The 13,239-nt window shown below is 62.5% G+C and carries 13 protein-coding genes; 10 read left to right on the top strand and 3 right to left on the bottom strand.

The genetic code is table 11. The annotated features are described in order from the left end of the window. The first annotated feature begins 53 nt into the window (after positions 1–53). From arsB to KSW38_RS20335, 5 genes are all read left to right on the top strand, one after another. The gene (gene arsB / locus KSW38_RS20355) at positions 54–1,175 is read left to right on the top strand and encodes an ACR3 family arsenite efflux transporter (RefSeq protein ID WP_428982413.1); all 1,122 of its coding nucleotides are present in this window, start codon (positions 54–56) and stop codon (positions 1,173–1,175) included. Next, positions 1,172–1,594 (top strand): arsenate reductase ArsC, encoded by a 423-nt coding sequence (locus KSW38_RS20350; protein WP_216926763.1) that lies wholly within the window; start codon positions 1,172–1,174, stop codon positions 1,592–1,594. Before arsB ends, KSW38_RS20350 begins: the two co-directional genes overlap by 4 nt. Before the next feature lie 40 nt (positions 1,595–1,634). Further along, positions 1,635–2,612, top strand: a complete 978-nt coding sequence (trxB, locus tag KSW38_RS20345; protein WP_216926804.1) for a thioredoxin-disulfide reductase — start codon at positions 1,635–1,637, stop codon at positions 2,610–2,612. 26 nt (positions 2,613–2,638) lie between these two features. Beyond that, on the top strand, positions 2,639–4,015 hold the full coding sequence (locus KSW38_RS20340; RefSeq protein ID WP_216926803.1) for an FAD-dependent oxidoreductase: 1,377 nt from the start codon (positions 2,639–2,641) through the stop codon (positions 4,013–4,015). 99 nt (positions 4,016–4,114) lie between these two features. After that, positions 4,115–4,537, top strand: coding sequence for an arsenate-mycothiol transferase ArsC (locus KSW38_RS20335; protein WP_216926762.1), 423 nt, complete (start codon positions 4,115–4,117; stop codon positions 4,535–4,537). On the opposite strand, the gene KSW38_RS20330 is transcribed toward KSW38_RS20335, so the two are convergent. Beyond that, the gene (locus KSW38_RS20330; protein WP_216926802.1) at positions 4,538–5,395 is read right to left on the bottom strand and encodes a prephenate dehydratase; all 858 of its coding nucleotides are present in this window, start codon (positions 5,393–5,395) and stop codon (positions 4,538–4,540) included. Positions 5,396–5,539: 144 nt separating this feature from the next. Then, positions 5,540–6,952: an aldehyde dehydrogenase family protein gene (locus KSW38_RS20325; RefSeq protein WP_216926801.1), complete on the bottom strand. Its 1,413-nt coding sequence runs from the start codon at positions 6,950–6,952 to the stop codon at positions 5,540–5,542. Between the two features lie 162 nt (positions 6,953–7,114). On the opposite strand from KSW38_RS20325, the gene KSW38_RS20320 reads away from it, so the two are divergent. Continuing rightward, on the top strand, positions 7,115–7,765 hold the full coding sequence (locus KSW38_RS20320) for a LysE family translocator (protein WP_216926761.1): 651 nt from the start codon (positions 7,115–7,117) through the stop codon (positions 7,763–7,765). Between the two features lie 15 nt (positions 7,766–7,780). Here KSW38_RS20320 and KSW38_RS20315 read toward each other — a convergent pair whose 3' ends face one another. After that, the gene (locus KSW38_RS20315; RefSeq protein WP_216926760.1) at positions 7,781–8,371 is read right to left on the bottom strand and encodes a TetR/AcrR family transcriptional regulator; all 591 of its coding nucleotides are present in this window, start codon (positions 8,369–8,371) and stop codon (positions 7,781–7,783) included. Positions 8,372–8,495: 124 nt separating this feature from the next. On the opposite strand from KSW38_RS20315, the gene KSW38_RS20310 reads away from it, so the two are divergent. The 4 genes from KSW38_RS20310 to KSW38_RS20295 all read left to right on the top strand — a co-directional run bounded on the left by KSW38_RS20310 (position 8,496) and on the right by KSW38_RS20295 (position 13,203). Then, the gene (locus KSW38_RS20310) at positions 8,496–10,478 is read left to right on the top strand and encodes a primary-amine oxidase (protein ID WP_216926759.1); all 1,983 of its coding nucleotides are present in this window, start codon (positions 8,496–8,498) and stop codon (positions 10,476–10,478) included. Positions 10,479–10,494: 16 nt separating this feature from the next. Next, positions 10,495–10,938: a hypothetical protein gene (locus KSW38_RS20305; protein WP_216926758.1), complete on the top strand. Its 444-nt coding sequence runs from the start codon at positions 10,495–10,497 to the stop codon at positions 10,936–10,938. A 173-nt stretch (positions 10,939–11,111) separates the two neighbouring features. Continuing rightward, positions 11,112–12,416 (top strand): APC family permease, encoded by a 1,305-nt coding sequence (locus tag KSW38_RS20300; RefSeq protein WP_308169456.1) that lies wholly within the window; start codon positions 11,112–11,114, stop codon positions 12,414–12,416. Beyond that, a complete protein-coding gene (locus KSW38_RS20295; protein WP_216926757.1) occupies positions 12,391–13,203 on the top strand; it encodes a hypothetical protein in 813 nt (270 codons plus the stop codon). Before KSW38_RS20300 ends, KSW38_RS20295 begins: the two co-directional genes overlap by 26 nt. The last annotated feature ends 36 nt before the right edge of the window (positions 13,204–13,239 follow it).

Below are 13,239 nucleotides of genomic sequence, written 5' to 3'. Positions count from 1 at the left end.
GAACTTCATCAATCTATTGCCTTCGGTGATGCCGGGCATAATCCAGGAGACCAGTGAGCACCTCCACGCAGACCAAAGCCCCGAGGCCCGTAGGGGGCACCGCCGTCGCAGGGCGGCTTTCGGCCATGGACCGCTTACTCCCGGTATGGATCATTGCTGCAATGGCTGTCGGCCTGATTCTGGGGAGTGTTGTTCGTGGCCTGAACGCGGGGCTGGAAGCATTGAAAGTTGGCGAGGTGTCCTTGCCGATCGCCGTTGGCCTCTTGGTCATGATGTATCCCGTTCTTGCGAAAGTGCGATACGACCACGCGCACAGGGTGATGGCGGATCGGCGGCTAATGGTTACGTCCCTGGTTATCAACTGGCTATTGGCTCCGGCATTCATGTTCGCGTTGGCGTGGCTTTTCCTGCCGGACCTGCCTGAATACCGGACGGGGCTGATCATCGTAGGGCTGGCCCGCTGTATTGCAATGGTGATGATCTGGAACGACCTCGCTTGTGGCGACCGCGAATCGGCCGCTGTGCTGGTGTTCATCAACTCGGTGTTCCAGGTGATCGCATTCGGAGGCCTCGGCTGGCTGTACCTCCAGTGGCTTCCAGCACTCTTGGGGCTGCCCACCACCAGCGCAGACTTCTCTTTCTGGGCCATCACGGCATCAGTGCTGGTTTTCCTTGGCATACCGCTGCTGGCTGGTTTCCTCACTCGAACGTTGGGCGAGCGGGCGAAGGGCCGCGACTGGTACGAGGCCCACTTCCTTCCAAAAGTCGGTCCCTGGGCGCTTTACGGATTGTTGTTCACCATCACACTGCTTTTCGCCTTGCAGGGTGGAACCATTCTGGCCCAACCCTGGGATGTCTTCCGGATCGCGCTGCCGTTGCTGGTCTACTTCCTCGTCATATTCGTGGCGGGCATTGCGATTGGGCGGTGGCTGAACCTCGGCTACGCCAAAACCGTCACACTGGCGTTCACTGCGGCAGGCAACAACTTTGAACTGGCGATCGCCGTGGCCGTCGGCACTTTCGGCGTCACGTCCGGCCAGGCACTGGCCGGAGTCGTTGGGCCCTTGATTGAAGTACCCGTCCTTGTTGCACTTGTGTATGTAGCCCTGTGGGCACGCAAGCGCTATTTCACTCCCGAGATGATTGCTGCCCCACCCATGGAGGAGAAGCCATGACCACCGAAACCGCCAAGAAGCCCTCCGTACTGTTTGTCTGCGTCCACAATGCCGGCAGATCCCAGATGGCGGCCGCGTTCCTGACCACCCTCGCCAAGGGGCAGATCGAGGTCCGCTCCGCGGGCTCACAGCCTGCAGAGAAGGTCAATCCTGCCGCCGTCGAAGCCATGTCCGAACTTGGTATCGACATGTCCGCAGAGATCCCCAAGATCCTCACTACAGAGGCCGTCAAGGAGTCCGACGTCGTTATCACCATGGGTTGCGGCGACGAATGCCCGTACTTCCCCGGCAAGCGGTATGAGGACTGGGTCCTGGAAGACCCAGCTGGCCAGGGTGTTGACGCGGTGCGGCCCATTCGGGATGAAATAAAGACCCGCATCGAGGGCCTGATCGACTCCCTCATCCCTGCGTCCAAGTAATCCGGTTTCCCGCATAGGAGAGATTCTCGTGAGTAATGACATCAGCGCCGAACAACTGATTATCATCGGCTCGGGCCCGGCCGGCTACACCGCTGCAATCTACGCCGCCCGGGCAGGGCTCAAACCGCTCGTCCTGGCGGGGTCGGTCACTGCGGGTGGCGCTTTGATGAATACCACCGAGGTCGAAAACTTCCCGGGCTTCCCGGGCGGTATCCAGGGCCCTGAGTTGATGGACGGACTCCAGGAGCAGGCCGAGAAGTTCGGCGCCCGCATCGTGTTCGACGACGTCACGGAAGTCGACCTAAAAGCTCACCTCAAACGGGTGGTCACCGGCGCGGGGGAGACGCACGAAGCTCCCGCCGTCATTCTCGCGACTGGCTCGGCCTATAAGGAACTCGGACTGCCGGAAGAGAAAAAGCTCAGCGGACACGGCGTGTCCTGGTGCGCCACGTGCGACGGCTTCTTCTTCCGGGAACAGGACATCATCGTGGTTGGCGGTGGAGACTCTGCCATGGAAGAAGCAACGTTCCTAACACGGTTCGGCAAGTCCGTGACTGTCGTGGTCCGCAAGGGTGAACTCCGTGCCTCGCGCATCATGGCCCAGCGCGCCAAGGACAATCCCAAGATCAGTTTCGCCTGGAACTCCGCCGTCACCAAGATCCACGGCGACACCAAAGTTACCGGAGTGACCCTCACAGATACCCGCACTGGAGAAACCCGCGAACAGGCTGCCACAGGGATCTTCGTTGCCATTGGTCATTTGCCCCGCACCGAGCTTGTCGCCGGGCAGGTAGACCTGGACGCTGAGGGTTACATCAAAGTCGATTCGCCCACCACCTGCACCAATCTCTCCGGGGTCTTCGCGTGCGGCGATGCGGTTGATCACCGTTACCGTCAGGCGATCACCGCCGCCGGCACAGGGTGTGCTGCAGCGCTGGACGCTGAACGATTTCTGGCGGCACTTGAGGACGCAGACAGCATAGCTACGGCGCTGGTGGAAGAACCCACCCACGCCTGAGGATCTTAAGGATGAAAGAGGACACCATGGAGTCAGCTAAGAATCTTCCCGTCGCGGTGATCGGTGCCGGCCCGATCGGTTTGGCCGCAGCAGCGCACTTGCTCGAACGCGGCCTCGAGCCAGTCATTTTCGAAGCTGGGCACTCCGCAGGTGCGGCCATCGAACAATGGCGCCACATCCGGCTCTTCTCGCCCTGGCGTTTCAACATCGATGCAGCCGCCGTCCGCCTCCTGGAGCAAACGGGCTGGGAATCTCCCCGCCCCACGGCGCTGCCTTACGGTGGGGAACTCATCGACAACTACCTCACCCCGCTGGCAGACATGCCGGTCATGGCGTCCCGGCTGCAGACGGGCGCTCGAGTTATCGCGGTTACCCGCCTAGGACTGGACAAGACCCACGTCCGTGACCGGGACACCACTCCTTTCCTGGTCAGGGTGGAGCACGCAAACGGCGAAACCCGTGATCACGTTGTGGCTGCCGTCGTCGACGCCTCAGGAACGTGGTCAACCCGCAACCCGTTGGGCACCTCAGGCCTGCCCGCCATTGGCGAAGAGACTGTGGCGGACCGCATATCCTCGCCCCTTCCTGACGTCACAGGGCGGGACCGGACCAGCTTTGCCGGCCGTCGCGTCCTTGTCGTGGGCGCTGGACACTCAGCTGCGAACACCCTGATCAATTTGGCCGACCTCTCCAAGGAAGAACCCAACACCCGGATCCTGTGGGCCGTGCGAGGCGGCTCTGCAGATAAGGTCTACGGTGGCGGAGCCGCGGACGGATTGCCCGCCCGGGGCCAGCTCGGCGCCAGGCTTCGTCGGCTCGTCGAAGCCGGAAGCATCGAACTGCACACACGTTTCGGCATAGCTGGCCTGAAAACGCTCGATTCCGGAGTGAGCGTTGAATCTGTCGACGGCCGCACGCTGGATGTCGATGTCATCGTTCCATGCACCGGCTTCCGCCCGGACTTGGAGATCCTGCGCGAACTCCGTCTCAACCTCGATCCTGCTGTTGAGGCACCCACCGAGCTCGGCCCACTGATTGACCCGGAGTTCCACTCCTGCGGCACGGTGCCTCCGCACGGCGCCAAGCTTCTCTCCCACCCGGAGAAGGATTTTTACATCGTGGGGATGAAGTCCTATGGCCGTGCCCCCACTTTCCTGCTGGCCACGGGCTATGAGCAGGTCCGTTCCGTCGCTGCTGCACTGGCCGGTGACCACGAGGCAGCGGACTTGGTGCAGCTGGAATTGCCGGAAACCGGAGTATGCTCCACGGACGCCGGGACCAGTTGCGATGTTCCCGCAACGGGCATCGACGAAGAAGCGGAGTTGGGCTGCTGTGCTTCACCCGAACCGGTCCTGATCGGATTCCCGACCGGACTCGCCCATGGACGCTCCGGGCAAAGCTAACGGCCGTCCACCAGAGAGTCCGATATCGCGGGATCGCGATGAAATCCGCCACCGGATCAAGGATTTGGTGGCGTCCCTCACGAAAGAATCAGTGCCTACATGACACACAAGAAACCAGCTGTCCTCTTCGTCTGCAGCAAGAACGGTGGCAAATCCCAACTTGCTGCAGGGCTTTTCCGCGATCTTGCAGGGAACACCATCACTGTTTACTCAGCGGGTACCAAGCCTGGCCCATCTCTGAATAGTCAAGCAGTGGACTCCCTGACCGAGTTGGGTATCGACATTACGGGCGAACACCCTAAACCGGTGACGGACGAAGTCCTGGGTCTCGTGGATGCGGTCATCGTCCTCGGAACCGAAGCGAAACTTGATCCGCCTTTCGGCAAGCTGTTCGAGATCTGGGAGACCGACGAGCCATCCGAACGTGGCATCGAGGGCATGGAACGCATGCGCTTGGTCCGGGACGATATCAAAGCCCGGGTTGGGAAACTGTACGGCGAGCTTGCTGACAGTGGGGCATAGCTAAACGTTGACGGTGTTCCGTTCGCGATAGCCATCGGCGGCGTAGACGCCCAGGATCCGCACCTCCGTGGTGAAGAATTCCAGCTCCTCCAGCGCCCGGCGGAGACGTGCGTCCGCAGGATGCCCTTCGACGTCGGAGATGAACATGGTGGCCGCGAACTCGTTGCCCACCATGTAGCTCTCAAGCCTGGTCATGTTCAGGCCGTTGGTCGCAAAACCACCGAGCGCTTTGTAGAGGGCCGAGGGGACGTTGCGAACACGGAACACGAAGCTCGTGATCGCGGGACCCGGGAGCTCCTCCTTGGTGGGGATTTCGCGTTCCCGCGCCAGAACCACAAAACGAGTGGTGTTGGTGGGGTCATCCTCGACGCCGGAGGCCAGGACATCCAGACCATACAAGCCTGCGGCCAGTGGCGGAGCGAGGGAAAGCTTGCGGGGATCGTTCCAGTCCCGCACCTCTCTGGCTGATCCTGCGGTATCTCCGGCGATAACTGGCCTCAGGCCAGCTTCCCGAATGATCTTGCGGCACTGGCCCAAAGCGTGGATATGGCTGTGAACCTCTGTTGCGCCTTCAATGGTGCTGCCTGGAATGCCCAAGAGATCGAATCGGATCGGCAGGAAGTACTCGCCCACGATTTGCAGCTTGGACTGGGGGAGCAGCACGTGGATGTCAGCCACACGTCCGGCGATGGAATTCTCAATCGGGATCATCGCCAGCTCGACTTCGCCCGTGGAAACCAGTTCGAACGCGTCCTCAAAACTGGCGCACGGCACGCTTTCGAGTTCGGGGAACATTTCCTTGCACGCGAGATCCGAATTGGCTCCCGGTTCACCTTGATACGCAATCTTCTGGGCCATGGTGCTCATGGTTTCACGCTGAGCACCCAGCAACCCAACCGGGTCCACCCTGTGACCGGCAACCCAACTAAGTCGCAGTTGAGCGCGTTTTGAGGGGTCAAAACGCGCTCAACTGCGACTTAGTTGGGCCAGGAAACCGGGAAGTCAGCCGTTGATGATCTGCGGAACTCCCAAGGCTTTGAGGCCTTCCGCGCCGAACTCCAGCCCGTAGCCGGACTGCTTTGCGCCGCCGAACGGGATGCGGGGGTCCACGGCGCCGTGCTTGTTGATCCACACGGTTCCGGCTTGGATACGGGAGGCGACCTCGCGGGCGGCAGCCAGGTCGGAGGACCAGACTGAGGCGCCGAGTCCGACGTCGAGCGCGTTTGCTTTGGCGACGGCCTCGTCAACGGTGCTGTACTTGATGATCGGCAGGGCAGGGCCGAACTGTTCCTCGGCCACGAGCGGGTTGTCGTTGTCGATGTCGGCTACCAGCGTGGTGGGGTAGAAGTTGCCGGGCTGATCGGCGTCGGGGTTACCACCGAGCAGGATGCGGGCACCGGACTCGCGGGCGGCCTCAACCAGCCGGGCCACGATGTCGTACTGCTGGCGGTTCTGCAGCGGGCCAAGGACGTTGTTCTCGTCCAAGCCATTTCCCATCGGCATCGCAGCAGCAACGGCGGCCAATTCTGTGCACACGGCCTCGTACTGGGACTCGTGCACGTAGAGGCGCTTCAGCGCGGCACAGGTCTGGCCGGTGTTGATGAATGCACCCCAGAACAGGCCTTCGGCGATGGCTTTGGGGTCGGCGTCAGGGAGGACGATGCCGGCATCGTTGCCGCCGAGTTCCAGCGTCAGGCGCTTGACCGTATCAGCCGACGAGCGGATGATCGCCTTGCCAGTGGCCGTGGAACCGGTGAACATGACCTTGCCGATTGCCTCGTGCGCTGCCAGGGCCTCGCCGACGTCGCGGCCACCGGACACCACCGATAGCAGGTCCTCGGGCAGTTCCTGGTTGATGATTGCGGCCAACGCCAGCACGGACAGCGGAGTGTATTCGGAGGGCTTGACCACCACGGCGTTGCCCATCCGGAGGGCAGGTGCGATCTGCCAGACAGTGATCATCATCGGCCAGTTCCAGGGGCCGATCGCACCCACGACGCCGATAGGTCGGTAGTGCAGTTCGGCACGGGTTTCGCCGTCGTCCACCACCGTCTCAGGGTCCAGCGGCGTGGCAGCAGTTGCGCGGAGCCACGCTGCGCAAGCGCCGACTTCGAAGCGGGCGTTCGGGCCGTTCAGGGGCTTGCCCTGCTCGCGGGAGAGCAGTTGGGCGAGCTCTTCAGCAGAGCGTTCGACGGCGTCGGCGGCCTTCATTAGTGCAGCGGACCGCGCGTCATGGCCCAAAGCAGCCCAGGCTGGCTGTGCAGCTGCGGCAGCTGCAACAGCGGCGTCAAGATCTTCCACGGTGTGGACGGGGGTTTCACCAACAGCCGCACCCGTTGCAGGGTCAAGAATCGTGCGGCTGTTCTGGCCGGGGGCTGCGGTAATCGAGGCCAGCAAGGCGTCGTAAGTCTCCATTGGTACTCCGCTCGGGTAGTAAGTCTTGGCGGCCGGTGAGGCGCGCGGCGATGATTCCAGTGTGGTTGGCGTCACGCAGAGTCGCCTTGTCTATGCACGAACAGCCCTTGACGGGAAGCGAACGCTTTCCGGCAGCCCCGTTCGTACCGGATAATTTGGCGGGTGACTCTTGCATCCCTCGCCGCCTTCGCTGGTCTCTGCCTGGTCCTCTCCGTGACCCCGGGCCCGGATACGTTCCTGGTGCTGCGTATTGCCCTGAACCGGCCCAGCGCCGGGATCGCTGCGGCGGCTGGATCGGCAGGTGCCGCGATTGTGTGGGCTGCCTTGGTGGGTATCGGATTGGCCGCGCTGTTGGAACAGTCGGCGGAGCTCTTCCGGTGGCTGAAGATCGCGGGCGGCTTGTACTTGCTGTACCTCGGTGTTTCTTCGTTCATCAAGTCCCGTAAAGCTGCCAAGGCGGCCAAGGAATCCGTTGGGGGAGCAGGCGCTGAGGCACCCCTGCCGTACAGCAGGCTCGCGGCGCTGGGCGCAGGAGCGCTCTCCACCCTGCTCAACCCGAAGGTGGGCCTGTTCTACCTGGCCGTCGTCCCGCAATTCATCCCGCATGGCGGCGACACCATGGGCACATCACTCATCCTGGGCATCGTGGTTGCCGTCATTGCCTTTGCCTACCTCTCGATGATCGCAGTGGTGGCGTTTAGGGCAATGCGGTGGCTCAAGCGCCCCAAGGTGAGTACCGCCGTCGAGCGTGTAAGTAGCGGAATTATTGCGGGGCTGGGCGTCGGCGTGGTGGCGTCGGGCGCCAGCAGCTAGGCAGCCGGCTCGTAGTTATCCCGCCAGCAGCCTCAGGTAGTTGTCCAGCTGCCCCTCAAGGTCCTGGGCAAAGTGCTCTGCAGGGGACAGCGCTGCCACGATCTGGGCGCCCAGCATCATGTTGAGCAGATGATCGGCGACGGCGGCGTCCCCGATGGGGGCGGCAATCTCGCCGGCCGCGCGGGCTGCTGCTGTATGTGCCGTGATGGTGCTGTGCCACTGGTTCATGGACTCGCTGTGCAGGGTGGCCATCGCTGCGTCGTTGAGTGCCTTCTGCCAAAACGGGATCACGATGCGCGCTTCGTTGACGCGTTCCTCGTCCAGCGGCAGGACCTCGGCGCAGAAGGCGCGCAGGGCGGCGACGCCGGCCAAACCCGTGGTCACGGCGGCTATGCGCTGGTTGGTGCGGTTGAAAACGTGTCCGAAAGCTGACGTCAGCAGCAGATCCTTGGTGGGAAAGTAGGGCTTGAGGGCGCCATTGGCAAAGCCGGCTTCTTCCGCAATTTCCCGCATGGTGGCGCCTTCAATGCCCAGCCTTGCAATGATCCGCCAGGTTGCGTCCACCAGTTCGAGGCGTCGTTGATCGTGGTCCACAATCTTTGGCACTGTGCGGAGCTCCCGGAGAAATATTTGGCGGACAGGTCTTGTGACTCATCTTACGTTCTGGTTATTCTCTACACCTATAGAAAATAAATCCTGACCCATCACGGGTCCCTGACAAGAGGCAGCCATGACGCCCACAGCAACCCAGACAGCAACTGACGCAGCCGCCGTTCAGGCAACCCAGTACCAACTGGCAACAGGCGCCGAAATCTCCGAGGTGCAGAGCCTCCTGCAGGCTGCCGGATATCTTGGCCACGAGCAGCGGATCGCCTACCTGGGCCTTGTGGATCCGGCCCGTGGGCAAGCACAAGAAGACCGCCGCTTCCGTGTGTTCATCCATGACATCTCCGGCGGGGCTCCCACCGATGTCCTGGTGTCGGTGACGCGCGGCCAGATCCTGTCCGCAACAGAACTGGATACCAAAGTCTCCGGCGAACTTCCCGTGCTCGAGGAAGAGTTCGAGCTTGTTGAGACGCTGCTCGCCACGGATGAACGGTGGCTTGCCGCCCTGGCAGCACGGGATCTGGATGTGGCCAAGGTGAGGGTCGCTCCGCTGTCCGCGGGCGTGTTTGAGTACGACGACGAGAGGGGCCGGCGGATCCTGCGCGGCCTGGCTTTTGTGCAGGATTTCCCTGAGGACAGCGCTTGGGCGCACCCGGTGGATGGGCTGGTGGCGTATGTGGATGTGGTCAACAAGGAAGTCACCCAGGTGATTGATCTTGGCGTCATGCCGATTCCTGAAGAGCATGGAAACTACACCGACCCTGAACTCACAGGCCCGCTCCGGACCACCCAAAAGCCCATCAGCATTACCCAACCCGAAGGTCCGAGTTTCACGGTCACCGGCGGCAACCATGTGGAGTGGGAGAAGTGGAGCGTGGACGTCGGCTTCGATGTCCGCGAAGGAGTGGTCCTCCACAACCTTGCCTTCAGGGATGGTGACCGCCTTAGGCCCATCATTAATCGCGCGTCCATCGCGGAGATGGTTGTGCCCTACGGTGACCCGTCGCCTATCCGGTCTTGGCAGAACTACTTCGACACCGGTGAATACCTCGTGGGCCAGTACGCAAACTCCCTGGAACTGGGCTGCGATTGCCTGGGTGACATCACCTACCTCAGCCCTGTCATCAGCGATGCCTTCGGCAACCCGCGGGAAATCCGCAATGGCATCTGCATGCACGAGGAAGACTGGGGCATCCTTTCCAAGCACTCGGACCTCTGGACCGGGATCACCTACACGCGACGCAACCGCCGCCTGGTGATCTCCTTCTTCACCACCATCGGCAACTACGATTACGGTTTCTACTGGTACCTCTACCTGGACGGCACCATTGAGTTCGAAGCCAAGGCCACCGGTGTCGTGTTCACCAGCGCCTTCCCCGAGGGAGGTTCGGACAACATCTCGCAGTTGGCTCCAGGGCTCGGCGCACCGTTCCACCAGCACCTCTTCAGCGCCCGCCTGGATATGGCCGTTGACGGTTTCACCAACCGCGTGGAGGAAGAGGACGTGGTCCGCCAGGCCATGGGTGCGGGCAACGAACGCGGCAACGCCTTCTCCCGCAAGCGCGTTGTGCTGGCGAAGGAGTCTGAAGGCGTCCGTGAAGCAAACGCGCGTGCAGGCCGGACGTGGATTATCTCCAACCCCGGGTCCCGGAACCGTTTGGGCGAGCCCGTCGGCTACAAGCTCCACGCCGAAAACCAGCCCACCCTTTTGGCCGATCCAGGTTCCTCCATCGCGAAGCGCGCCGCATTCGCCACGAAGGACCTCTGGGTTACGCGTTACTCCGACGAGGAACGGTACCCTACGGGTGACTTCGTGAACCAGCACTCCGGCGGAGCAGGTTTGCCGGCATTCGTGGCGCAGGACCGCGACATCGATGGACAGGACATCGTTCTCTGGCACACGTTCGGCCTGACGCACTTCCCGCGCGTGGAGGACTGGCCGATCATGCCCGTGGACACGGTTGGCTTCAAGCTCCGCCCCGAAGGCTTCTTCGATCGCAGCCCCGTGCTGGACGTGCCGGCCAACTCTTCAGGTTCCAGCTGCCACAGCTCTGCCACCGCCGCTGCAGACGCGGACAGCTCAGATCAGCACGGCCACTGCCACTAAACGGATCCCCGGACACATGACCACCACGACGCGACGGGTCCAGTCAACCGGGCCCGTCCTCCATCCCCGGCTCTGCGCGGCTCTCACGGCTGTCTCATGCATGGTCCACCTCTGGGTCGCGGCCTGGGGACACCATGGCGTGTGGCTTGGCGTCATCATGATTGCCTTGGCAGCAATCTGCGTCCCCTGCACTGTTCACATCTGGCGCCACAGCCGCGTTGGGGCTCTTCACCAGGTGACTGTTTCCGCTGTGGCAATGATTGCCCTTCATTCCGTCTTGCTGCTGGGAGCGGGCGGTACCGGACACGCGCACGGTGGCGGACCGGCGTCGAACGCTGTTGATACTTCCGGCGCCGCCGGACTATTGCTGGTGATCGGACTGGAAATCACGACGGCGCTACTCGCCGCTACCCTGGTGGCCCGGCTTCGGCGTCGGGTACAAATGGCCGCTGCTTCCTGACTCTCTTTGGCGTTGGTACGGCGGATAATCAGCCCTTTTGGGTTGCACCGTGCCCCGACGAAATTCAAAGAAGGTCAGGAACAAAAAGGGCAGCAAGAATTCGGCAGGATATTGCCCTGAGCAGGCAGTTTCCCTGCTTGTTGCACCTGCCCCGAACACTGTTCAGTAGAGGTGTGAGTAGAGCTGTCAGTAATTCGGGTAAGTCCGGCCTTGGATTGTTCAGGGCCACGGGAATCTATGTAGGTGCCATTCTGGGGTCGGGTGTGCTGGTTCTGCCTGCCATCGCCGCCCAAGTTGCAGGGCCGGCGTCGCTATTAGCATGGGCGTTGCTGTTGGTGTTCTGCACCCCGGTGGCGTTCAGTTTTGCTGAAATGTCCAGGCAGCAGCCCGACGCCGGTGGGATCGCCACGTTCGTGACCCGCGCTTTCGGGCAACGGGCCTCAGTTGTGGCCGGCTATCTCTTCTACTTCGCCATCCCGTTCGGGGCGCCCGCCACCGCGGTGATCGGCGGAGAGTACATCGCACATGCCATGGGCGGAGGGCGGGAGACGGCCCTCATAGCAGCGGGGCTGATCCTGGCGGCAGGTTTCGTGAGCAACGCGGTGGGGATCCGCGTCTCAAGCAAACTCCAACTCCTCCTCATGGTGTTGCTCGTGGCGTTGCTTGCGCTGGCGGTAGCCGTGGCGGCGCCCTATGCCAAGGCAGAAAACTTTGTGCCCTTCGCCCCCAACGGCTACTGGGCTGTGGGCGGCGCAGCGAGTTTGCTCTTCTTCTGTTTCGCCGGCTGGGAGGCCGTGACGCATCTGGCCGGCGAGTTCCGCCACCCCGAACGCGACCTGAAGCGGGCCACCTGGCTAACGCTCGTCGTCGTCGGTGTTGTCTATATCGGCTTGGTGGCGGCGTGCGTCGCCGTCCTCGGTCCAGGGCTCTCGGGCAGCAGCGTGCCGGTGGCCGAATTGCTGGCGAAAGGACTGGGACCGGCGGCGGCCCCCGTGACGGCAGTGGCGGCAGCCGTCTTGACGTTCGGACCCCTGAATACGTTCGTGGCTGGGGCCAGCAAGCTTGGCGCCAGGTTGGCGTCCGACGGCGTGCTGCCGCGGCCCTTGGCGCGTGGCGTGGGTGCAGGGGAGGTGCCTTCCGTGAGCCTGGCGGCACTCGCTGTCATGACGTCGCTTTCCTTCGCCCTAGCAGTTGTGGGGTTCCTCAGTATGGAATTCCAGATAGGCGCCGCCTCGGCATGCTTCACGGCTGTGACCGCTTTTGGTCTGGCCGCCGGGGTACTCCTGTTGCCCCGCGGAACCGCGGCCTGGTACGGCGTGATCGTGGCCGCCGTCGTGATGCTCGTGGTCTTGCTCTTCAGCGGGTGGGCGTTGCTGGTTCCGGCCGTGCTGGGTGCTGCGGCATTGTTGGTGGGGCGCTTGTATTTGAAACCCCCGGTGCCACAATTGAGCCATGGCCGCAGCGTGGTCAATTCGTGAGGGGTTCCGCAGCGGGCCAGACCCCGATGCCCTGCGCCGTCCCTTCTTCATTGCGGCCGTCGTTGTCTTTGCCCTGGTAGTCCTGGTCGAGGTGGGGATGTCGCTCCTGCTGGGGCAGACCGCCGTCGACCCCGTCTCCGCAAGCGATGCCAACAACCTGGGCGTTCCGCTGGATGTCTTCCTCAAGACGCAGCGGGCCGATGCCGAACCGCCAGGCGCGGGCATCGGATTCCTTGCATTCCTGGATGGGTTGCTGCTGTTTACCGTGGTGATGCTGGGCCTCAGCCTGATCATCGACCTGCGAACCTATGGCCGTATCCAGGGCCTGGCAACGTTCATCGTGACGCTGCTGTGGGTTATCGCGGCGTTCCTTACGGCAATGTTGGCCTTGGCGAAGCTGTTCCTGATGATCGGGTTGTTCGTGGCCACCCCGTTTGGAACCATTGCCTACCTGGCTCTTTGGGGGAGCTTTCCGAAAGGGCAGGCAGCGGCGATCCTGGGTTTGCTGCTGGTCCTGAAAATCGTGTTTGCCGTGCTGCTGATCCTTAGCCAACCCAAGTTCCTCAAAGTCACAGGGCTGGTGGTGCTGCTGGTGGTTTCCGTGCTGCTTCAGGTGATCCTGGGGCTGATCCATGGGTTCCTGCCCGGACCGCTGGTGTCCATTGGAGATCAGTTCTGGGCGTTGATCACTGTGGTGGTGGCACTCGTGTGGGCCCTGATCATGCTGATTGCGTCCATTCCCGCGATCATCAACGCTCTGCGCGTGAGCGGCTCGGCGGGGGACTAGCCTTGCCACCAGTGCGGTGACTTCGCGGGAAGCCTG

The organism is Paenarthrobacter aromaticivorans (genome assembly GCF_019038615.1).
GTDB lineage: Bacteria > Actinomycetota > Actinomycetes > Actinomycetales > Micrococcaceae > Arthrobacter > Arthrobacter aromaticivorans.
This window is presented reverse-complemented; position numbering and strand designations above follow the sequence as displayed.

What these genes read in the sequence shown, in the direction of transcription:
- KSW38_RS20295 (WP_216926757.1), top strand. Translation starts at nt 12,391, where the DNA reads ATGGCCGCAGCGTGGTCAATTCGTGAGGGGTTCCGCAGCGGGCCAGAC.
- KSW38_RS20310 (WP_216926759.1), top strand. Translation starts at nt 8,496, where the DNA reads ATGACGCCCACAGCAACCCAGACAGCAACTGACGCAGCCGCCGTTCAG.
- KSW38_RS20335 (WP_216926762.1), top strand. Translation starts at nt 4,115, where the DNA reads ATGACACACAAGAAACCAGCTGTCCTCTTCGTCTGCAGCAAGAACGGT.
- KSW38_RS20305 (WP_216926758.1), top strand. Translation starts at nt 10,495, where the DNA reads ATGACCACCACGACGCGACGGGTCCAGTCAACCGGGCCCGTCCTCCAT.
- KSW38_RS20325 (WP_216926801.1), bottom strand. Translation starts at nt 6,952, where the DNA reads ATGGAGACTTACGACGCCTTGCTGGCCTCGATTACCGCAGCCCCCGGC.
- KSW38_RS20330 (WP_216926802.1), bottom strand. Translation starts at nt 5,395, where the DNA reads ATGGCCCAGAAGATTGCGTATCAAGGTGAACCGGGAGCCAATTCGGAT.
- KSW38_RS20350 (WP_216926763.1), top strand. Translation starts at nt 1,172, where the DNA reads ATGACCACCGAAACCGCCAAGAAGCCCTCCGTACTGTTTGTCTGCGTC.
- KSW38_RS20340 (WP_216926803.1), top strand. Translation starts at nt 2,639, where the DNA reads ATGGAGTCAGCTAAGAATCTTCCCGTCGCGGTGATCGGTGCCGGCCCG.